19 protein-coding genes, 1 tRNA gene and 1 riboswitch are annotated in these 20,170 nt (G+C 66.1%); of the genes, 12 read left to right on the top strand and 8 right to left on the bottom strand.

From position 1 onward, the window contains the following. Positions 1 to 70: 70 nt before the first annotated feature. Entirely contained in the window at positions 71 to 685 is a 615-nt protein-coding gene (locus tag LWC34_RS38695) for a PadR family transcriptional regulator (RefSeq protein ID WP_233730176.1), read from the bottom strand. Between the two features lie 19 nt (positions 686 to 704). Here LWC34_RS38695 and LWC34_RS38690 point away from each other — a divergent pair, with 19 nt between their 5' ends. The 6 genes from LWC34_RS38690 (at position 705) to LWC34_RS38660 (ending at position 7,223) form a co-directional block, all read left to right on the top strand. Then, entirely contained in the window at positions 705 to 1,556 is an 852-nt protein-coding gene (locus tag LWC34_RS38690; protein WP_233730175.1) for a TatD family hydrolase, read from the top strand. 336 nt (positions 1,557 to 1,892) lie between these two features. Then, positions 1,893 to 3,371, top strand: coding sequence for a resuscitation-promoting factor (locus LWC34_RS57320; RefSeq protein WP_308200199.1), 1,479 nt, complete (start codon positions 1,893 to 1,895; stop codon positions 3,369 to 3,371). A gap of 80 nt (positions 3,372 to 3,451) precedes the next feature. Further along, complete coding sequence (locus LWC34_RS38675; protein ID WP_233730174.1) at positions 3,452 to 3,994, top strand: SMI1/KNR4 family protein; 543 nt, start codon at positions 3,452 to 3,454, stop codon at positions 3,992 to 3,994. Next, positions 3,991 to 4,833 (top strand): 16S rRNA (adenine(1518)-N(6)/adenine(1519)-N(6))-dimethyltransferase RsmA, encoded by an 843-nt coding sequence (rsmA, locus tag LWC34_RS38670; RefSeq protein WP_233730173.1) that lies wholly within the window; start codon positions 3,991 to 3,993, stop codon positions 4,831 to 4,833. Before LWC34_RS38675 ends, rsmA begins: the two co-directional genes overlap by 4 nt. An 87-nt stretch (positions 4,834 to 4,920) precedes the next feature. Further along, a riboswitch (SAM riboswitch) is annotated at positions 4,921 to 5,009 on the top strand. A gap of 194 nt (positions 5,010 to 5,203) precedes the next feature. After that, positions 5,204 to 6,211, top strand: coding sequence for a methionine ABC transporter ATP-binding protein (locus LWC34_RS38665; protein WP_233730172.1), 1,008 nt, complete (start codon positions 5,204 to 5,206; stop codon positions 6,209 to 6,211). A 46-nt stretch (positions 6,212 to 6,257) separates the two neighbouring features. Then, positions 6,258 to 7,223 (top strand): 4-(cytidine 5'-diphospho)-2-C-methyl-D-erythritol kinase, encoded by a 966-nt coding sequence (locus tag LWC34_RS38660; protein WP_233730171.1) that lies wholly within the window; start codon positions 6,258 to 6,260, stop codon positions 7,221 to 7,223. 1 nt (position 7,224) lies between these two features. On the opposite strand, the gene LWC34_RS38655 is transcribed toward LWC34_RS38660, so the two are convergent. Next, complete coding sequence (locus tag LWC34_RS38655) at positions 7,225 to 7,638, bottom strand: DUF4234 domain-containing protein (protein ID WP_233730170.1); 414 nt, start codon at positions 7,636 to 7,638, stop codon at positions 7,225 to 7,227. A 185-nt stretch (positions 7,639 to 7,823) separates the two neighbouring features. On the opposite strand from LWC34_RS38655, the gene LWC34_RS38650 reads away from it, so the two are divergent. The 4 genes from LWC34_RS38650 to LWC34_RS38635 all read left to right on the top strand — a co-directional run bounded on the left by LWC34_RS38650 (position 7,824) and on the right by LWC34_RS38635 (position 12,651). Then, positions 7,824 to 9,593, top strand: coding sequence for an ABC-F family ATP-binding cassette domain-containing protein (locus LWC34_RS38650; protein ID WP_233730169.1), 1,770 nt, complete (start codon positions 7,824 to 7,826; stop codon positions 9,591 to 9,593). Between the two features lie 48 nt (positions 9,594 to 9,641). Next, on the top strand, positions 9,642 to 11,306 hold the full coding sequence (locus LWC34_RS38645) for a fatty acyl-AMP ligase (protein ID WP_233730168.1): 1,665 nt from the start codon (positions 9,642 to 9,644) through the stop codon (positions 11,304 to 11,306). Between the two features lie 105 nt (positions 11,307 to 11,411). Continuing rightward, complete coding sequence (locus tag LWC34_RS38640; RefSeq protein WP_233730167.1) at positions 11,412 to 12,182, top strand: maleylpyruvate isomerase family mycothiol-dependent enzyme; 771 nt, start codon at positions 11,412 to 11,414, stop codon at positions 12,180 to 12,182. A 73-nt stretch (positions 12,183 to 12,255) separates the two neighbouring features. Beyond that, positions 12,256 to 12,651 (top strand): Dabb family protein, encoded by a 396-nt coding sequence (locus LWC34_RS38635; RefSeq protein WP_233730166.1) that lies wholly within the window; start codon positions 12,256 to 12,258, stop codon positions 12,649 to 12,651. Here LWC34_RS38635 and pth read toward each other — a convergent pair. Both pth and LWC34_RS38625 read right to left on the bottom strand, forming a co-directional pair. Beyond that, on the bottom strand, positions 12,648 to 13,232 hold the full coding sequence (gene pth / locus LWC34_RS38630) for an aminoacyl-tRNA hydrolase (protein ID WP_233730165.1): 585 nt from the start codon (positions 13,230 to 13,232) through the stop codon (positions 12,648 to 12,650). The genes LWC34_RS38635 and pth overlap by 4 nt on opposite strands. Before the next feature lie 6 nt (positions 13,233 to 13,238). Next, complete coding sequence (locus LWC34_RS38625) at positions 13,239 to 13,847, bottom strand: 50S ribosomal protein L25/general stress protein Ctc (RefSeq protein ID WP_233730983.1); 609 nt, start codon at positions 13,845 to 13,847, stop codon at positions 13,239 to 13,241. 197 nt (positions 13,848 to 14,044) lie between these two features. Here LWC34_RS38625 and LWC34_RS38620 point away from each other — a divergent pair, with 197 nt between their 5' ends. Beyond that, positions 14,045 to 14,383 carry a hypothetical protein gene (locus tag LWC34_RS38620; RefSeq protein WP_233730164.1) on the top strand — a complete coding sequence of 113 codons (339 nt, stop codon included), beginning with the start codon at positions 14,045 to 14,047 and terminating at the stop codon, positions 14,381 to 14,383. Between the two features lie 26 nt (positions 14,384 to 14,409). Here LWC34_RS38620 and LWC34_RS38615 read toward each other — a convergent pair whose 3' ends face one another. The 4 genes from LWC34_RS38615 to LWC34_RS38600 form a co-directional block, all read right to left on the bottom strand. Beyond that, a complete protein-coding gene (locus LWC34_RS38615) occupies positions 14,410 to 15,393 on the bottom strand; it encodes a ribose-phosphate diphosphokinase (protein WP_233730163.1) in 984 nt (327 codons plus the stop codon). Further along, a complete protein-coding gene (gene glmU / locus LWC34_RS38610) occupies positions 15,390 to 16,853 on the bottom strand; it encodes a bifunctional UDP-N-acetylglucosamine diphosphorylase/glucosamine-1-phosphate N-acetyltransferase GlmU (RefSeq protein WP_233730162.1) in 1,464 nt (487 codons plus the stop codon). Before glmU ends, LWC34_RS38615 begins: the two co-directional genes overlap by 4 nt. Positions 16,854 to 16,900: 47 nt before the next feature. Beyond that, complete coding sequence (locus LWC34_RS38605) at positions 16,901 to 18,478, bottom strand: GGDEF domain-containing protein (protein WP_233730161.1); 1,578 nt, start codon at positions 18,476 to 18,478, stop codon at positions 16,901 to 16,903. 196 nt (positions 18,479 to 18,674) lie between these two features. Then, positions 18,675 to 18,745: transfer RNA gene (locus LWC34_RS38600), tRNA-Gln, on the bottom strand. Positions 18,746 to 19,000: 255 nt separating this feature from the next. Between LWC34_RS38600 and LWC34_RS38595 the strand changes: the two genes are divergently transcribed. Continuing rightward, entirely contained in the window at positions 19,001 to 19,960 is a 960-nt protein-coding gene (locus LWC34_RS38595) for an acyl-CoA desaturase (RefSeq protein ID WP_233730160.1), read from the top strand. Positions 19,961 to 20,170 lie beyond the last annotated feature (210 nt).

Here is a 20,170-nt window from a genome sequence, read left to right as displayed (position 1 = left end):
TCTTGGCGTTGTGGGTAGGACTGCCTGACGGGGGGAGTCAGCGACGTAGTTGGGTCTGAAGGCCGCCGGGCTAGTCGGCGGGCTTGGTCGGCGGGTTGCCGAAGGCTTCCGGGCTGTCGTCGGCGAGCGTGTACTCGCCGCTCTCAATCCTCGCCACCATGTCCTTCAGCCAGTTCAGTTCCGCGTCGATGGTGACCAGCCAGTACGTGAACATCTCCCGCACGTGCGGAGGTTTGCCTGGCTGCCCGTCGGCCGGCGCGATGGATTCGTCGATCAGGACCCGGATGCTGTCGGCGGCGCCTCTGGTCTGTTGGATCCGGCTCTTCAGCAGGACGAGCAGGTTGCCGCGTTCCAGCGTGGTGATGAACGGTAGCCCGGCGTTGAACATCGCCGAGCCCGATTCTGTGCTGCTGAGGGCGTTGCTGAGCAGGTAGTAGAACTCGCCTTCGCCTTGCTGCGTGATTCGGTAGACCACTCGCTCCGGGCCGAGTTCGCTCTCCTCGGTTGTCACTTCTTCGAGCAGGCCGTCGGCCGCCAGCTTCTTGAGTGCGTGGTAGATCGAGCCGGGTTTGATGTTCGCCCAGCGGTCCGCTGCCCACATCAACAGGTCCTGGCGCACTTGGTACCCGTGCGCTTCTCCGCGCATCCGGACGGTACCCAGCACGAGCAATCGCGTCGCCGACACCTTATTAGGCTATTTCACCGTGACCCCACGAAAAGGCGAGCGGCCGCCGCTGCCTGAGCCGTTGCCCGTGCCGGCCGTCGACGCGCACACGCACTTGGACGCTTGTGGTGCCAAGGACGCCGAAGGTGTGTCCACTTTGCTTGATCGGGCCGAGTCGGTTGGGATCGCGAGGGTCATCACGGTCGCTGACGATCTCGCCGCCGCGGTTTGGGCCGCGGACGCGGCCGAGTGGGACGAGCGGGTGTTCGCCGCTACCGCCGTCCATCCGACGCGGACTGCCAAGTTCACCGATGAGGACAAGGCTGTTCTTGAGGAGCTCGCCAAGCGGCCGCGGGTTGTCGCGATTGGGGAGACCGGTCTCGATTACTACTGGGACTATTCGCCGCCTGAGGCTCAGCATGAGGCGTTCCGGTGGCACATTGACCTGGCCAAACGGGTTGGCAAGCCGCTGATGATCCACGACCGCGACGCGCACGACGACATCATGCGCATCCTGCATGAGGAGGGCGCGCCCGAACGGGTGGTCTTCCACTGCTTTTCCGGGGATGTCGAATTCGCCCGAAAGTGCGTCGACGCTGGCTACATCCTCTCCTTCGCCGGTTCGGTGACCTTCCGCAACGCGAAGGAGCTCAGGGCTGCGGCTCAGCTGGTTCCCCTTGACCAAATGCTTGTCGAGACGGATGCGCCCTACCTCACCCCGCATCCTTTCCGCGGCCGCCCGAATGAGCCTTATTGCGCCGCTTACACCCTTCGGGACCTGGCAGAACTCCGCGGGGAGGATGTGAGTGACGTCGCTGCCGCCGTCCGGGACACGGCTGACCGGGTGTTTCGACTGCTCTCTGTGACATCCCACGATTCGGGCGGTGCTTAAGTCGCCCGATTGGCGTAACGGATGCGTCTTTCGTGCTGTGGTGCAAGTCACAACATGTCTCGGGGTGTTTGCGCAACCTCTCGGGACCCGTTACGGTCCCGTGACCGTACCCAGTGGGTGGTTTACCGCCGGGTACAGCCCGCAGTCGGAACCAGCGCGCGTCGGGGCCGGGATATTTCCGGAAAGCGTCGGTGGTTGGCTAAGGGAGTCGGACTGAACGCAAGGCGCACCCCGCGCCGGACGTACACGGAGGAACAGCCAGGCCCGTAGTAGCTCGACGAGTTCAAGCAACTGCGCGCCACCTGTGTCGGCTGCGCCTCCCGGAGGAACGACCCTGTGACTGAAAGCGAACATCCCAGAGACGGCTTCGACGTCGACACCGACTGGTTCACGCCCGTCGCCAAGCCGTCAACGGCCACCGCCACGTTGGACCCAGCCGAGGACCAGTGGCGTTCGGAGTACCCCGAGTACTCGGATTCAATCGCGGTAGTCCCGCAGGACATCTACGCGGCGCTCGGTCCGCAGGCAGATGAGCTGATGGCGTCCGTCGACGTTGACGTCGACGAACTGATCCGGCTGATCAATGCCGAGACCACGATGCTGCCGCCGATCCTTGACGTCCCCGACGACCTCTCCGGCGACCGGACGCTCGCGCAGCCGAAGAAGAGCGGCGAGGAACCCGCTGGCCTGCGGACCGCGGTCACCAAGTGGAAGCAGACGTTCCTCAAGAGCGCGATCGCCGCTGTGCTCGTCTCGCTGACCGGTGGTGGTGCCGCCGCGATCGCGATGAACAAGTCCGTCACCGTGGACATCGACGGCGTCGAGCACAACGTCCGTACCTACGAGGGCACGGTCGGCGAGATCCTCGAGGACGAGGGCATCGTTCCCGGTGAGCACGACTCCATCAGCCCGTCGCCCAACGCGGCCGTCGGCGACAACGGCAAGATCGTTGTCCAGCGCGGCAAGCTGCTGAAGTACAGCGTCGACGGCGAAGCCAAGGAGATGTGGGTGCGTGCGCGCACCCTCGGCGACGGCCTTCGCCAGGCCGGTGCGCCGATGGACGGCAAGATCTCCGGTGACCTGAACGCGGTCATGCCGATGGAAGGCATGTCGGTCGACATCAGGACGCTCAAGAACGTCACCGTCTTCGACGGCGGCAACGCGCCCCAGCAGATCCAGACCACCGCGGTCACCGTGGACGAGCTGATGCGCGAGATGCAGACCTCGCTGGGTCCGGAGGACTCGGTGAACATGGCGTCCGACGTCAAGATCACCGACGGCGCCCAGATCTCCATCACCCGCAGCGGCGTCACCGTCGTCAACCGGGCCGAGACCGTGGCTCCGCCGGTCGAGGAGATCAAAGACGACACGATGGACTACGGCAAGCAGACCGTCGTCGAAGCCGGTGCCCCCGGCGAGAAAATGGTCACCTGGCGGGTGACCATGAAGAACGGCAAGGAAATCTCGAAAGAGAAGCTTGGTGAGCAGGTCACCAAGGAGCCGGTGAAGAAGGTCGTCAAGGTCGGCACCAAGAGGGCCGCTGTCCCGCCGGTCACCGGCGGCGACGTCTGGGACCGCCTCGCCAAGTGCGAGTCCGGCGGCAACTGGGCGACCAACACCGGCAACGGCTACTACGGTGGTCTGCAGTTCAACAAGTCCACGTGGAACGCTTATGGCGGTGGGGCGTACGCGCCGACCGCCAACCTGGCCACCCGTGAGCAGCAGATCGCCATCGCGACCAAGCTGCGGGACGCCAACAACGGCAGCTACCGCTCCTGGCCGCACTGCGCCTCAAAGCTCGGCCTGCCCCGCTAGTCGAAACACCTCGTGAGTGGTTAGGCGAGTTAGAACTCGCCTAACCACTCACGAGGTGTTGTCACGGGCAGAATGCGGCCGTGGACATTGTGGACAGGCTCGCGCGGCTGCGGGAACTCGACAAGGACTTCACGGTCTTCGGCGCCGATGAGCACGAGTACCGCAGCAGCCCGATGTCCGAGGCCGAGGTCGAGGAGTTCGAGCGGTGGATGACCGTGCCGTTCCCGCCTGCCTTCCGGAACTTCCTGCTCACGGTGGGGACCGGCGCCGGTCCGGAGTACGGCATCCAGCTCACGCGAGACGAAGCCGGGACTCCTGAACCCGGCGGGCAGTTCCCGTTCACGCTGGCCGATGGCAAGCGAATGCGTGCTGAACAACGGGAATGGCAGCGCCGTTCACCACCGAGTTTCCCGTTCCACCTGACTATCGGGTCGGTCCCGGGGTGCATCGCCATCGCCGAGCTTGGCTGTGGTGGGTTCGCCGCTCTGGTGACTACCGGTGAACTGGCAGGCAGGATGTGGGAATCGGGGGAGGGGCTCTGGGGTCCGGTCAGCGGCGCGCAGAGGTTCGATGACTGGTACGACGCCTGGCTCACCGATGCCTTGAGTAAGCTCGACCGGTGACTTCGCTCCTTGGCCCCGCTGAGGTTCGGCGGCTGGCTGGTGAGCTGGATGTCCGGCCGACCAAGAAGCTTGGCCAGAACTTCGTGCACGACCCGAACACGGTCCGCCGGATCGTGACGACCGCCGAACTGAGCCCGGACGACGTGGTGCTCGAAGTCGGCCCCGGCCTCGGCTCTCTCACGCTCGCGCTGCTGCCTGCCTGCCGTGAGGTCATCGCGGTGGAGATCGACCCGGTACTGGCCGCCAAACTGCCCGAGACGGCCGCCGAACGCGCGCCGGAGGGTTCGCTCACGGTGGTCCAGGCGGATGCGCTGAGAGTGACGCAGGAGCAGATCGGTGAGCCGACGGCTCTGGTGGCCAATCTGCCCTACAACGTGGCCGTGCCGGTCGTGCTGCACCTGCTGGCGATCCTGCCGAGCCTGCGGACCGGGCTGGTGATGGTTCAGGCCGAGGTCGCCGACCGGATGGCCGCGGGTCCCGGCAGCAAGGCGTACGGCGTGCCCAGCGTTAAAATGGCCTGGTACGCCGAGGCCAAGCGGGCTGCCACGGTGTCAAGGTCGGTTTTCTGGCCGGTGCCGAACGTCGATTCCGCGCTTGTCCGGTTCGTCCGCAGGCCTGCGCCTGCCGACGTGGACCGGGAGCGGCTGTTCAAGCTGGTGGACGCGGCCTTCGCGCAGCGGCGTAAGACGCTACGGGCCGCGTTGGGGACGTGGGCTGGATCACCGGCGAAGGCCGCCGAGATTCTCACCGCCGCCGGGGTCGATCCTGGCCTGCGTGGCGAACAACTCACCGTCGCCGACTTTTCTCGCATTCTGGAAGCAAGCGACCACGATCTGTGAACGTCCGGGCCAGTTGCTCTGGTCCGTCGGTGTGATGTGCTGCCCAAGGCTTGCATTACGGGCGTCCCGTCGGTTTGAATGCAAGTGCATCCATCCCGAGCGGCCGAGAGACCTGGCTCTGCGACGCCGCAGCAACCACCCGAGAGGGCAGGTGCTACCGCCAGGAGCGATGGAGGAAACATGATCGCGAAGATGCTGACGCAGCGCCGGGTGATAGACCAGGGCAGGCGGACAGTCACCGCATGTCGTAGCCACAACGCCTGATTTCTCAATTACACCCGAAATCGCCCCCGTCCGACCAGGACGGTCCTTAAAGGACATCGGACGACCGTGACCCCGGTCGGGCCGTGTGCTGCGCGCAGGAGTAACCGTGATCACCATCGAAAACGTCAGTAAATCCTTCTGGAGCCGAACAGGCAACGTCGTCGCACTCGACGGCGTCTCACTCGAAGTCAACGCCGGTGCCGCGCTCGGCGTCGTCGGGCCGACCGGGTCTGGAAAGTCCACTTTGGCCCGTGTGGTCTCGTTGCAGGAACGCCCGGACACCGGCGCGATCCGGTTGGACGGCTTGAACACCGCGGCTCTCGACACGAGAAGCCTGCGCGCCACGAGGCGTCAGATCGGTTTCGTGACAGGGGAAACGCAGCTTTTCAAGCAGCGCACCACTGCTGGCAACATCGCGCTGCCGCTTGAGCAGTCCGGTGTGGACGGACCGCAACGCCGAGCGCGCGTCGGTCGGTTGCTTGACCTGATTGGCTTGACCGACAAGGCCGCCGCATATCCGGACGACTTGACCGCCGGACAGCGTCGCCGTGTCGCGGTTGCTCGAGCCCTTGTGGGAGAACCAGGTCTGCTGCTGGCCGACGACCCGACCGCGAACCTCGACACCGATGGCGCCGCGGGCGTGCTTGCGGTTTTGGACCGTGCCAGGGCAGAACTCGGCGTGACGCTGCTTGTCGCGACGCAGGACACCGCTGTGGTGCGGCGGATTTGCGACGACATCGCGCTGCTTGACTCGGGCAAGCTGCTGGAGCACGGCAACCTGTTCGACCTGCTGCACGACCCGGAAAGCCGTGTGGTGCAAGAACTTCTGCCGGTGATCGACGAGACCGGCTCGGTCGGACACGACCGCACCGCGGACATCGTGCTGATCGGCTTCGCCGCTGTCGGCGCGTTGCTGCCGGAAGCCGCGTCCCGCTTCGGTGTCCAGGTCTCGGTTCTCGGCGGCGGACTGACCCGTCTCGGTGAGACTCCGGTCGCCCGATTCCGGATCGGACTGCGCGGCGAGCGTTCCGACGGCGCGCTGGGCTGGATCGGCGAGCGCGGTGGAATCGTGCACCAGCAGTTGGCTGGCCCGCGGGGCGTCGTAGCGGCATAACGGGCATGTGAACGACGGCGAGTGCGAGGACACGTAGGCTGACGTAGTGCTCGCTGTCGTTCCCCCGCCTGTCACTGTGCGTGTGCCGTCTAAAGTCAATCTGCACCTCGCCGTCGGCGATGTGCGAGAAGACGGCTATCACGAACTCAACACCGTGTTCCAGGCGTTGTCGCTGACCGACGAGGTGACGGTCGCGGTGACCGACGATCCCGGTGTCGAGGTGATCGGCGAAGGCGCGGACGAGGTGCCGACTGGCCCGAGCAATCTGGCCTGGCAGGCCGTGCAGGCATTGGCGGAATACGTCGGCAAGGACCACACCGAGCCCAAGATCCGCGTGGTGATCCGTAAGGGCATCCCGGTCGCCGGTGGAATGGCTGGTGGCAGCGCGGACGCCGCGGCGGCGCTCGTCGGCCTCGCGGCCTTGTGGCGGCTGGAAATCGGCCGGGACGAGCTGTCCCAAGTGGCCGCGAAACTCGGCAGCGATGTTCCCTTTGTGCTGCACGGCGGCACAGCGCTGGGCACGGGCCGCGGCGAGAACCTGATCCCGGTGCTGACCAGGCACACGTTCCACTGGGTGATCGCGTTCGACCGGCGTGGCCTGTCCACGCCCAAGGTCTTCGCTGAACTCGACCGCCTGCGCGAAGACGGCGACCCGCCACGGATCGGCGCGGTCGAGCCGGTGCTGGAGGCGCTGGCGTCCGGCGACCCACGTCAACTGGCGTTGTTGCTTGGCAACGACCTGCAGTCAGCCGCGATCTCGTTGCGGCCAGGGCTTCGCCGCACATTGCGCGCGGGCGTCAACGCCGGCGCGCTGGCCGGAACCGTCTCCGGCTCCGGCCCGACTTGCGCGTTCTTGTGCTCCGACGGCGAATCGGCTCTGCGGGTGGCGGCAGAGCTCGCAGGGGCCGGTGTGTGTCGTACCGTTCGCGTGGCGCATGGCCCCGTCCCAGGCGCCCGCGTGATCGGTGGCGACGAAACACCACGTCCAGCCCCGCCGGAGGTGCACGCCTGAGTTAGGCGGCGATCAGTTGGACTTCAGTGCCCTCCGGGACGCCGTAGCGCTCGGGGATCTTGTTCAGCTGGATCTGGTAGTACAGCACGCCAAGGCCGAGCACGAACATCAACAGCAGGCCGACGACCGGGCTGCAGGTGTCCTGGATGCCGGAGCGGCGCTGGGCATAGGCGATCCGCTCCCCGGTCCGGTAGATGGACACCAGCGGCGCGATGATCGTCCAGCTCAGCAGGAGCAGCACCAGCATCGGCCCGACGACCGGCGAGTCGGGCTTGCGGTGGAAGTCAGCCAGCTCGCGGTGGATCTTGTAGTACCACACGAAGCTGTAGATGCCGAGCGTGATGAACGGCCAGACGAGCCAGACCAGGACAGCGTTGCGCTGCTTGATCATCCGGCCGGACGGGGCTGGGTGCACGAGGATTCCTTTCCTGGGCAACGTGAGCCAGGTATGAATACTCGGCGCCGCGATCGCGGTTACGGAAAGTGTCCTTGCGGAGCCCTTCTCGTGACCAACCAGCAATAAAGCCGCGCGGCTTCGTCAGCCACGACCGGCGCCTAATACCCTCGTAGGGCAAGCAGTCACGAGGGAAGCGCGGGTAGATGGCCAATCTGGTCAATCTGGAGTCAGTGAGCAAGTCCTACGGGGTCCGGCCGTTGCTGGACGCCGTCTCGCTTGGCGTCGGTGAGGGCGACCGGATCGGGGTCGTCGGGTTGAACGGCGGCGGGAAGACCACGCTGCTGGAGGTGCTCGCGGGTATCGAGCCCGCGGACACCGGGCGCGTCAGCAGAGCACGGGACCTGAGGATGGCCGTTGTGACCCAGCGCACAGACCTGCCGCCGGGCGGGACCGTGCGCAATGCCGTGCTGGATCCCTTGGAGTTCAACGCTGAGCACGAGTGGGCCGCGGACGCGCGGGTTCGTGCGGTGCTCGACGGCATCGGCATCTCGGCCCTGGGGTTGGACGCTCCGCTCGATCGGATGTCCGGTGGTGAACGGCGCCGGGTCTCGTTGGCCGCTGCCCTCGTTCAGGACCTTGACCTGGTGATCCTCGATGAGCCGACGAACCACCTGGACATCGAGGGTGTGCGGTGGCTGGCGGATCACTTGCTCGCCAGGCGGACCGCGCTCGTTGTCGTGACGCACGACCGCTGGTTCCTCGACACCGTCTGCTCGCGCACGTGGGAAGTGCAGAACGGCAGCGTCGAACAGTACGAAGGCGGCTACGCGGACTGGGTGTTCGCGCGCGCCGAGCGTGCGCGGCTGGCGGACACGCTGGAGGAGAAGCGCCGCAACCTGGCAGCGAAAGAACTCGCGTGGCTGCGACGAGGTGCGCCCGCGCGTACGTCCAAGCCGAAGTACCGCATCGAAGCGGCCGAGGCGTTGATTGCGAACGTGCCGCCGCCGCGGGATTCCGTTGAGCTGACGGCGTTCGCGAAGCGTCGGCTCGGCAAGACCGTGCTCGAACTTGAGGACGCCAGTCTGAGCGTCCCTGACCGTAAATTGCTCGATAACGTCACCTGGCGGATTGGCCCGGGTGACCGGATTGGTCTTGTCGGTGTGAACGGGTCCGGCAAGACGACTTTGCTGCGGCTGCTCGCGGGCGAGACCGAGCCGGAGACCGGTAAGCGGATCCAGGGCCAGACCGTCCGGCTCGGCTACCTCAGCCAGGAACTCGCCGATCTGCCCGGTGAACTCCGGGTTCTTGAGGCGGTCGAGGAGATCGCGCGCCGGGTCACGTTGGGAAAGCAGGAGTTGTCCGCGTCACAGCTGGCGGAGAAGTTCGGGTTCCCGGCCAATCGGCAGTGGACGCCCGTGTCCGATCTGTCCGGTGGTGAACGGCGTCGATTGCAGCTGTCGCGGCTGCTGATGGCCGAGCCGAACGTGCTGCTGCTCGACGAGCCCACGAACGACCTGGACATCGACACGTTGCAGCAGCTGGAAGATCTGCTCGACTCGTGGCCCGGCACGCTCATTGTCGTCTCGCACGACCGTTACCTGGTCGAACGCGTCTGCGACGAGGTGTACGCGCTGTTTGGTGACGGCCGCGCGAAGCACCTGCCCGGCGGCATCGACGAGTACTTGTCACGCCGGTCCACGATGGCCGGACCTGTCGCGGCGGCGCCCGCGCCAAAGGCCGACAAGCCCAAGTCCAGCGCGGCTGATCAGCGCGCGGCGGGCAAGGAGCTGGCGCGGCTGGAGCGGTCGTTGGACAAGCTGACCAAGAAGGAAGCCGAGTTGCACGCCGCGCTCGCCGAGGCCGCGACCGATCCCGACCGGCTGCTTGAGCTTGATGCCCAGCTCAGGGACGTCGTGAAGGAAAAAGGCGAGGTCGAGGAGCGCTGGTTGGAGATCGCCGACAGCGCTGAGTAGCGGGTCGTTGTCGGTAGTAACCAGCCAGGACCAATTAGATTGGGCGCTATGAGTCGGTTCGTGGACGCCCTGCTGGGCAATGCCGCCACCCGCGGCCAGGTCAAAGGGATCGTCACCGGGGAACCCGGCGATCCCGTTCGCCGGACGTGGGCGCAGGTGCACCAGGAAGCCCGCAAGATGGCGGGCGCGTTGGTCGAAGGCGGTCTCGGTGCGCAGAGCGCGGTCGCTGTGCTCGCGGCTGATCCCGTGCTGATCGCACCGGCGATCCAAGCGGTCTGGTTGTCCGGCGGCAGCGTGACAATGCTGCACCAGCCAACGCCGCGGACGGATCTGGCGGTGTGGGCGGAGGACACCCTGAAGGTCCTCGACATGATCGATTCCAAGCTGGTGCTGCTCGGCGCGCCGTTCGACCAGCTCGCGCCGGTGCTGACCCAGCACAGCATCCCGTACCGGCTGCTGACGGATCTTGTCGACGGAACGCCACTGGCCGAACCGGTCCAGGTCGGCGAGGACGTACACGCGTTGCTGCAGCTGACAAGCGGCTCGACGGCTGACCCGAAGGCTGTGCGCATCACGCACGGCAACCTTTTCGCGAACATCGAGGCAATGTCCGAGAAGGCCGCGCTGGACTGGGAGAACGACACGATGGTGTCGTGGCTCCCGCTGTTCCACGACATGGGCATGGTCGGCTTCCTGACAACCCCGATGACCCTCGGCATTGACCTGGTGAAGGTGACGCCGCCGGACTTCCTGCGCGCGCCTTTGCTGTGGATGGACCTGATCAGCCGTTACCGCGCCACGATCACGGCCGCGCCGAACTTCGCGTACGCCATGGTCGGCCGCCGAATGGGCAACGCTGAGGACGGCGCCTACGACCTTTCGACGCTGCGACTGGCTTTGAACGGCGCCGAACCGATCGACGCGGCCGCGGTGAAGGGCTTCACTGACGCGGGTGCGCGGTTCAACATGCCGCCAGAGTGCGTTTTTCCGGCTTATGGAATGGCGGAATGCACGTTGGCGGTTTCGTTCGCGCCGCTGTTCACCGGTTTGACTTTGGACTACATCGACCCGCATGCGCTTGAGGTTGACCGACTCGCGGTTCCGGTCTCGCCCGCGGCGGGCGTCCGGTCGTTTGCCGTGCTTGGCAAGGCTTTGCCGGGCATCGAGGCGCGGATCATCAACCCTGAAGGCGAGATCCGGGGCAACCGTGAGGTCGGCGAGATCCAGTTGCGCGGTTCGTCGGTGACTCCCGGATATCTGACCGTGGACGGCCCGAAGTCCATTCAGGACGCCGAAGGCTGGATGTCCACAGGAGACATCGGATACACGATCGATGGCGAGATCGTGGTGTGCGGCCGGGAAAAGGACGTGATCATCCTCGGTGGCCGCAACATCTACCCGACGGATATCGAACGCGCCGCGACGGGCGTGGAAGGCGTCCGTGCGGGCAACGCGGTCGCGGTCCGGCTGGACGCAGGCAGCAGGCGGGAACGGTTCGCGGTGGTCGTGGAGTCCAAACTGGCCGGTGACTCGGCCGAGGAAGCCAGGCTGCGTAAGGAAGTCGCCGCCCGCGTGTTCGACGCTGTCGAGGCCCGGCCGGTGGCAGTGCTCGTGCTGTCGCCAGGATCGTTGCCCAAGACGCCGTCTGGGAAGTTGCGCCGGGCTGCGGCCGGAGAGCAGTTGGCGGAGAGCATTCGCAAGAACGAGTCCTGATCAGACAGTTCGCCCGTTGGTGAAGCCGGCCAGACCGGCTTCACCAACCCGGGCGGTTCCCGGACGGCCGTGCCCGGAGTGCCGGAACCGTGGAATGATCTTGGGGTGGACTATCTTTCCCGGTTTCGGCACGAGTGCGCTGCGTTCGAGGCCGCGGCCCGGCGGTCAGTCGGCGCGGACGAGACGCCTTTAGTGCCGTCATGCCCCGACTGGTCGGTGGCCGATCTGGTGGCACACCTGGGAAGTGTCCAGCGGTACGTGATCCTCACCGTGGCAGGACGGCATTCGACGCCACCGGATCATCGTGACCTGAAGTACCTGGGGCTGCCCGCGGACACTTCAGGCTGGCCGATGCCACAGCACGAACCCAACCGTGGCCCGGTGCCTGTCTCGCTGGTCGACTGGTTCGCTTCGGGCGCTTCGGAGCTGGCGGACCTGTTCGCCTCCACTTCCCTTGATGAGCCGACTTGGACATGGTCGCCGGAGCACACCGTGGATTTCTGGCTGCGGGCGCAGACTTTGGAAGCCGCCGTGCACCGATGGGATGCCGAGAACGCCGTCGGAGCGGCCAAACCGATCGACACTGAGCTCGCTGTGGACGCGATCGGCCTGCATTTCCAGTTCATGGCGCCATTCCGACGGGGGATCGTGAACGCTCCCGCGGGGTCGGGGGAGCGGTTCCGGTTCCGCCAGACCGATGGCCCCGGCGACTGGACCGTGCAGGTCGAAGGCGACGAGATCCGGCTCGGCGAAGGCAGCGGGCCAGTCCTGCTTGAGGTCAGCGGTACGGCGTCGGACTTGTTGCTGGGAATGTGGCGGAGGATTCCGCTTGCGGGATATACAAAGCGCTACTTCGAGTTGGTGCCGCCAGCCTGACTGTCGGCTTGGCGACCCGCTTCCTCAATGATCAGTATGTTGACCTTATGGGGTCAATCAAGGGGAGGCTGGCGTGATCGTTCACATGCTGCGGTTCAGCTTCAAGGACGGGACATCCGACGCGGACAAAGAGAAGGTCCTCGCGCTGATGAGGCGAACCGCGTCCATGCCGTCGACGTTGTTCGGCACGGCCGGCCAGGATCTCGGGGACCCGGCGGCGGGCTACACGCACGCCTACTGCGTCGGGATCGAGGACTTGGCGGCACTCGAGCGCTACCTGTACGACCCGGTGAACATCGACGGCGAGTGGCAGATCTTTCCGCACCTGGGGCGACTCGCCGGGGTTCGGTTGTCCGACGACCTTGATCCGGGGCTCAGCGAGAAGATCACGGCGATGGCTCGCAAGAAGTTCGAGGACTACCCCGAGCTGGGTGCGCTGATGGCCACGATCCCCGAGGTGCGGCTCTAGCTCAAGGCGTGGAACGTGTTCTGCGCGGCCTCCAGGCCGTGGCTGATCAGGGCTTCCGTCGCGTCGGCCGCGCGGTCGAACACGAACGGCAGCTCTTTGCGTTCGATGACCGAGAAGTCCTTGAGCACGAAGTCCGCTGGGTCCATCCGGCCGGGTGGGCGGCCGATGCCGATCCGAACCCGGTGATATTCCTTTGTACCCAAGGACTTTGAGATGGACCGCAGGCCGTTGTGGCCGTTTTCGCCGCCGCCGAGCTTCAGGCGCACGGTGCCGAATGGCAGGTCCAGTTCGTCGTAGAGCACGACGATGTCCGCCGGATCCGCCTTGAAGAACTTGGCCACCCCGGAAACCGGGCCGCCGGAGACGTTCATGAACGAGCGGGGCTTCATCAGCACTACCCGCCTGGTGCCGAGTCGTCCTTCGAGGACGTCGGCGAGACCCTTGTGGGCCTTGAACTTTCCGCCTACCCGGTCACCCAGCTCGTCGAGCACCATCGAGCCGACGTTGTGCCGGTTGGCGGCATAGCGAGGGCCGGGATTGCCGAGGCCGACGATGACCACGGTTCCCGGCCCTTCGCTCATGACTGATCAGGCCTCTTCGTCGGCAGGCTCTTCGGCCGGGGCCTCGCCGGTGTCGCCTTCGAGCTGCTGGGCGGTCGGGGCCGGGTTGACCGCGACGACCAGGGCCTCGGGGTCGGTCGCCAGGGTGGCGCCCCGCGGCAGCTTGACGTCGGCAGCGGTGATCTGGGTGCCTGCCTCGGCGCCTTCGATCGACAGCTCGATCTGCTCGGGGATGTGCAGCGCCTCGACCTCGACGGTGATCGTGGTCAGGTCCTGGGTGACCAGGGTGGAGGCGGCCGGGTCACCGGTCAGCACGACCGGAACCTCGACGCTGACCTTCTCACCGCGTTGCACCAGCAGCAGGTCGACGTGCTCGATGTAGTTCTTGATCGGGTGGGTGGTGACGGTCTTGGTCAGCGCCAGCTCGGACTTCGAGTCGACATCCAGCGTCAGTACGGCGTTCTGGCCGTGCTCACGGACGACACGGGCGAACTCGAGCGCCGGCAGAGCCAGGTGCTTCGGGTCGGAACCGTGGCCGTAGAGCACCGCGGGGATCTTGCCGGCGCGGCGGGTACGGCGTGCGGCGCCCTTGCCGAATTCGGTACGCGATTCGGCGGCAAGACGGACCTCGGACACGGTGATGCTCTCCTTCAACACAAAAGGCTAAGTGGGGTCGTCACCGCGGCGGAGGCAGGCGTGAAGACACACGGCTACCAACCCAGCCGCGTCGATCACGCCAAGTTCTTCAAAGAACCCGGCCTCGCCGAGACAACCCGGATAGTTTACGCCAGCTTCAACCCGCGAACACCGGGGGTCCCGGCTACGTCGGCACAATGACCGGGGTCCACGTGCGGGCGAGCTTCCGCCGTCCAGCGCGTCACCAGCGGTTTTCCGCTGGATCGAGGGCAACACCGCACGGCATGGCCGCCTATTTCGACGGCCGTGAGATGGCGATGGTGCACCGGATGTTCCGGCGCGAATTCCTGCTCGCCGCCGGTCTGGTCATCAACACCACCAGGAAGGACCGTGCCGAGCTCGTCGCCGACCACATCGCCTCGGTCACCACTTCGTCGCACCATCACCACCACATGGAGGATTCCCGGATCTGGCCGATGTTGGAGCAGCGTTGTCCCGACAACATCAGACCTCGTGAGTGGTTATCCGTGTTCTAACACGACTAACCACTCACGAGGTCTGATCAGGCGTTTCCGTCGAAGAGGCTGGTGACCGAGCCGTCTTCGAAGACCTCCTCGATCGCCCGGGCCAGCAGCGGCGCGATCGACAGCACGGTCAGCCCGGGGAAGCGCTTCTCCTCGGGGATCGGCAGCGTGTTGGTGAAGATGACCTCACGTGCCTTGCAGTTGGCCAGGCGCTCGGAGGCCGGGTCGGACAGGATGCCGTGCGTCGCCGCGATCACCACGTCCGAGGCACCCGCGTCGATCAGCGCGTCACACGCCTTCACGATCGTGCCACCGGTGTCGATCATGTCGTCGACCAGCACGCACAGCCGCCCGGCGACCTCACCGACGACGCGGTTGGCGACGGCCTCGTTGGGCTTCAGCGGGTCGCGCGTCTTGTGGATGAACGCGATCGGCCGGTCACCCAGCTGCGTCGCCCACTTCTCGGCGAGACGCACGCGGCCCGAGTCCGGGGAGACCACGGTGATGTCCGCGGCGTCGCCGTAGGTCTTGTTGATGTGGTCGGCCAGGATGTTCTGCGCGAACAGGTGGTCGACCGGGCCGTCGAAGAAACCCTGGATCTGCGCGGTGTGCAGGTCGACCGTCATGATCCGGTCCGCGCCCGCGGTCTTGAACATGTCCGCGATCAGCCGGGCCGAGATGGGCTCGCGGCCCTTGTGCTTCTTGTCCTGCCGCGCGTAGCCGTAGAACGGCATGATCACGGTGATCCGCTTGGCTGACGCGCGCTTGAGCGCGTCGACCATCAGCAGCTGCTCCATGATCCACTGGTTGATCGGGCTGGTGTGCGACTGGATCACGAACGCGTCCGTGCCGCGTACCGACTCGTTGAAGCGCACGAAGATCTCGCCGTTGGCGAAGTCGTACGCAGCCTGTGGCGTGATCTCGACGTTGAGCTCCCGCGCCACTTCCTCGGCCAGCTCCGGGTGAGCACGGCCGGAGAAGAGCATCAGGTGCTTCTTCGGTGTCCCGGACTTGGCGTTCATGTTTGCTGCTCCTCGACCTTTTGTGCGGCCAGTGCCGCTTCAGCGGCCGCGGTGCCCGGACGCCGGGAAACCACCCAGCCTTCGAGATTGCGCTGCGGACCGCCGGAAACTGCGAGCGCGCCCGGCGGGACGTCCCGCCGGATCACGGTGCCGGCACCACTGTATGCGCCGTCGCCGACCGTCACCGGGGCGACGAACATGTTGTCGCAGCCGGTGCGGACGTGTGAGCCGATCGTCGTGCGACTCTTGCTCACACCGTCGTAGTTCACGGTGACGCTTGCGGCGCCGACGTTGCTGTATTCGCCGATCGTCGCGTCGCCGATGTACGAGAGGTGCGGGACCTTGGTTCCCGTGCCGATCTCGGAGTTCTTCACCTCGACGAAGGTGCCGATCTTGCCCTTCTCGCCGAGTGACGTGCCTGGCCGCAGGTAGGCGAACGGACCGACCGACGCACCCGCGCCGATGGCGGAATCCGAGCCGTGAGTACGAATGACTTTCGCCCCCTCGGCCACGGTCACGTTGGTCAGCGTCGTATCGGGACCAATGGTGGCGCCCTCGCCGACGCTGGTCGAACCGCGCAGTTGGACTCCCTGTTCGAGCAGGACGTCCCTGGCCAGCGTGACTCCGGCGTCCAGCCAGACGCTGCCGGTGTCGATCACTGTGACCCCGTCGCGCATCCAGCGGTCCAGGATCCGGCGGTTGAGCTCGGCGCCGAGCTTCGCCAGTTGCACGCGGTCGTTCACGCCCTCGACCTGCCAGGCGTCGACGCACACCAGCGCGCCGACCCGGCGGCCGTCGCCACGGGCGATGCTCAGCACGTCGGTGAGGTACAGCTCGCCCTGCGCGTTGTCGGTGCGGATCCGGGAAAGACCATCGACGAGCACTTCGGCGTCGAAGGCGTAGATCCCCGAGTTGATCTCGGTGATCTCCAGCTGGTCCTCGTCGGCGTCCTTGTGCTCGACGATCGAGGTCACGCCGCCGTCGGTGTCACGCACGATCCGGCCGTAGCCGGTGGGGTCGCCGACGACCGCGGTCAGCACCGTCACCGCGTTGCCGGACGAGGAGTGTTCGGCGAGTAATGCCGAAAGCGTTTCCGTCTCAAGCAAAGGCACGTCGCCGTACGTGACGATCACGGTGCCGCTCAAGGTTCCCGGCAATTCCGACAGACCGCATGACACCGCGTGACCGGTGCCCTTCTGCTCGGTCTGCACGGCCGTGGTCACCTTGCGGTCCAATGCGGACGCCAGGCCTTCGAGGTGCTCGGTGACCGCAGCCCTGCCGTGGCCGACCACGACGACGAGATGGTCCGGGTCAAGCCCGGCGGCTGCGCGCACGGCGTGCTCGACGAGCGGCCTGCCAGCGATCGGATGGAGCACCTTGGGGGTCGACGAGCGCATCCGAGTGCCCTCGCCAGCGGCGAGTACAACGGTGCTGAGCTGGGCGTTCCCACCCTGGGGCATCAGCGATCTCCCTGCCGAATCCGTTCGGATAACACCAGGTAACGATCCTACGTTGCCTCCGGGAGGACCCACGCGGGGTCGTCTACTACTCGCCCTGACTGCGCGGTCTCGGTGCTCATGGTCACCGCGGAGACTCCGTTGCCGCCGCTGCGTTTCGCTTCGTACATCGCGGCATCGGCCCGCGCGAGCGCACGCGCGGCGGTCTCGTTCTGACGCAACGCGACCACACCGACAGACAACGTCACACCGTGGGAAAGATCATGCGGGAGCTTGGAAACCGCAGTCACGGCACGGTTCAACGCGGCCTCGGCGGCGTGCAGCGGCGCTCCCGGCAGCAGCACGACGAACTCGTCACCGCCGTAGCGCGCGACCATGTCCCCGCCGCGCAGGGCGTCACGCACCGTGCTTGCGACCACGCGCAGCACGTCGTCACCTTCGGCGTGTGAGAACTGGTCGTTCACTTCCTTGAACCCGTCAAGGTCGACCAACGCGAGGGCGAGCGGGTGGTTGTTCGCGCTCGCGGACAACGCTTCGAGCCGGTCGTCGAGCGCGCGACGGTTTGGCAGGCCGGTCAACGGGTCCTGCAGCGCCTGCTTCTCGGTCTCGCCGTGCTTACGGGTCAGCCGCTCGTGCTCCCGGCGAGTGTTCAGCGTGGCCTTACGCGACTCGCGCATCTCCCAGAGCTGGCTTTCCAGCTCCTGCGCGTAACTCTCCAGCGCGCTCATGGTGCGCTCGCCGCCATCCGGCCCGGACAAGCGCGCGAACTCACGGATCAGGCACAGCCGAAGCGTCGGCTCGGACGGGTCCTCGACCAGGAATTCCCGCGCTTCGGCGAGGACATCGACGGCTTCGGCGACCAGGCCGGTCTGTTCGAGGCAGCGCGCCAACGCGACCGACGTGATGATCAACTCACGGGCGTACTTGGCGGTCGGTTTGATCTCGAACAGCCGCTCGACGTGCTCAGCGGACGGTTGCGCGAGCGCGATCGCGGCGGCGACGACCGGAACCTGTTCGGCTGCGGACTGGTCGGCTTTGCGCGGGAAGAGCGATTCGCGGAAGGGGCCTTCGACGGCCAGTGAGATCGCCGCGGCGGTCTCGAACTTCTCCTGTGCGACTTCTGACTGGTCGACGCGTTCGAGGCGCAGTCCCCATCCGACCAGCAGGCGGATCCGGTGGATCAAGTGGACCGCGATCTGGTGCGGTCCGGCTGAGTCTCTGATGCACCGGCTTGCCCGGTTCATCACCTGGTCGGCTTCCTCGTAGACACCGAGTTGGGTCAGGACGAGGCCGATATCCATCAGGGTGGACGCCAGCAGGATGTCCCACTTACGTCTGCCCAGCATCACGTCGGGGGGCAGGTCGTCGTCGAGCATGGCCAGCGCGACCGCGGCCTCGGTCAAGGCGATGTCCTCGGCGCCGTCCATCAGCATCAGGCGGCCGAGCAGGGCGTGCGCGTCGGCTTCCAGCACCAGCAGGCCATGCCTGCGGGTGTGCAGCATCATCTCGTCGAGCAAGGGCTGAGCGGTGTGCGCGAGGCCGGATGTGGTGAGCCGGACCGCCACGGCGGAACGCAAAAGCTGCGCGACCATCCGCGGCTCGCCGCGGTGCTGGGCTTCGGCAAGCATGAGGTCGACCTCGTCGACGTTCTGTACCTGCTCGGCAAGTCCCGCGCTCTGCGTGATCGCCAGTAGTTCACTGGCGCGACCGACCAGCCACGCGTCGGACTTCTCATCCAGCGCGGGCGGGTGCTCCTCGTCCGACTCGTTGCGCAGCGGTGCACCCCCTGCCCATCAACCCTTGTTCAGCTGTCCTGCTCTACCGCTCCGCCGCCAGGGATCGAACCTGGACCATCAGAACCAAAATCTGAGGTGCTGCCTTTACACCACGGCGGACCGTCAGCCGATGAGGCTCACGGTTGGACATCGTCGCACGAGTGGGGTTGGCGGGCGACAGACACCCGGTGGAATTTGTTCTACGGGACTACCCGAATGGGCGTTAGCAGCGTCACACGTGGGTAGTTCGTAGGAGTGGTAAGGCGATCGAAATTACGGTCCGCAGGGTGGCGCACCGGGCTCGCGGCAACCTACCCTGTCGTAAGTTACGACGTCGTAGGTAAGGCTGACCTAAGTCACGCGTGAGGTGGGCGAATGACAACAACCCTCGACAAAACCGAGGATCCGGCTGCGGGCGACAAAGGCCCGAAGCCGATGTTCGAGGGCAAGCGGAACATGGCGACCCAGATCGCGGTGTACACGTTCATCGTGCTGCCGTTCGTAGCGGTGTTCGCGGCTGTTCCGCTCGCCTGGGGATGGGGGTTGACCTGGGTAGACGTCATCCTGGCTGTGGCGTTCTACTGGTTCTCGTTGCTTGGCGTCACGGTCGGCTACCACCGGTTGTTCACGCACAACTCGTTCAAAGCCAAGCGCGGCACGCGGATCCTGCTCGCGGTGATGGGCAGCATGGCCGTGCAGTCGCCGCCGATCACCTGGGTCGCTGACCACCGCCGTCACCACGCGTTCTCCGACCGGGACGGCGATCCGCACTCGCCGTGGCTGTTCGGCACCTCGCCGTGGGCGCTGGCCAAGGGTTTCTGGCACGCGCACATGGGCTGGATCTTCGAGAAGGACGTGACGAACAAGGAGCGCTTCGCCCCAGACCTGATGGGTGACAAGGATCTCGTCAAGGTCAACAAGCTCTTTGTGTTGTTCACCACGCTGACCTTTTTGCTGCCCGCGGTGCTCGGCGGACTGATCACGATGTCGTGGTGGGGCGCGCTGACCGCGTTCTTCTGGGCCGGGTTCGTGCGCGTCGGAATCCTGCACCACATCACGTGGTCGACGAACTCGATCTGCCACATGATCGGCGAGCGCCCGTTCAAGAGCAGGGACAAAGCGGCGAACTTCTGGCCGCTGGCGATCCTGTCCGGCGGCGAGTCGTGGCACAACCTGCACCACGCCGACCCGACATGCGCGCGGCACGGCGTGCAGCGCGGCCAGATCGACATCTCCGCGCGCGTGATCTGGCTGTTCGAGAAGCTCGGCTGGGTCTACGACGTGCGCTGGCCGACCGAACAGCGCCTCGCCCGTTTGTCCGTCGGCAAGGACTGATTTGGCCTAGGTCCTGTCCCGAATGTCCCGGTCGATGAGAGCCGGGATCGGGGCGGTTCCTGGCGTCGCCGCGGCGACGTCGCGAATACTGGTTGTCTTTGGGCGTTGCCGCGGTGGCGCCAGGGGCCGTATCCGGCCCGGCTATCGCGATCGGGCATTTGGGACAGGGCCTAGTGTGTCCGGGTGAGATCTAACGGGGCAGTGCCGCCG

The sequence above is a fragment of the Kibdelosporangium philippinense genome, from assembly GCF_021390435.2.
Taxonomy (GTDB): Bacteria; Actinomycetota; Actinomycetes; order Mycobacteriales; family Pseudonocardiaceae; genus Kibdelosporangium; species Kibdelosporangium philippinense.
This window is presented reverse-complemented; position numbering and strand designations above follow the sequence as displayed.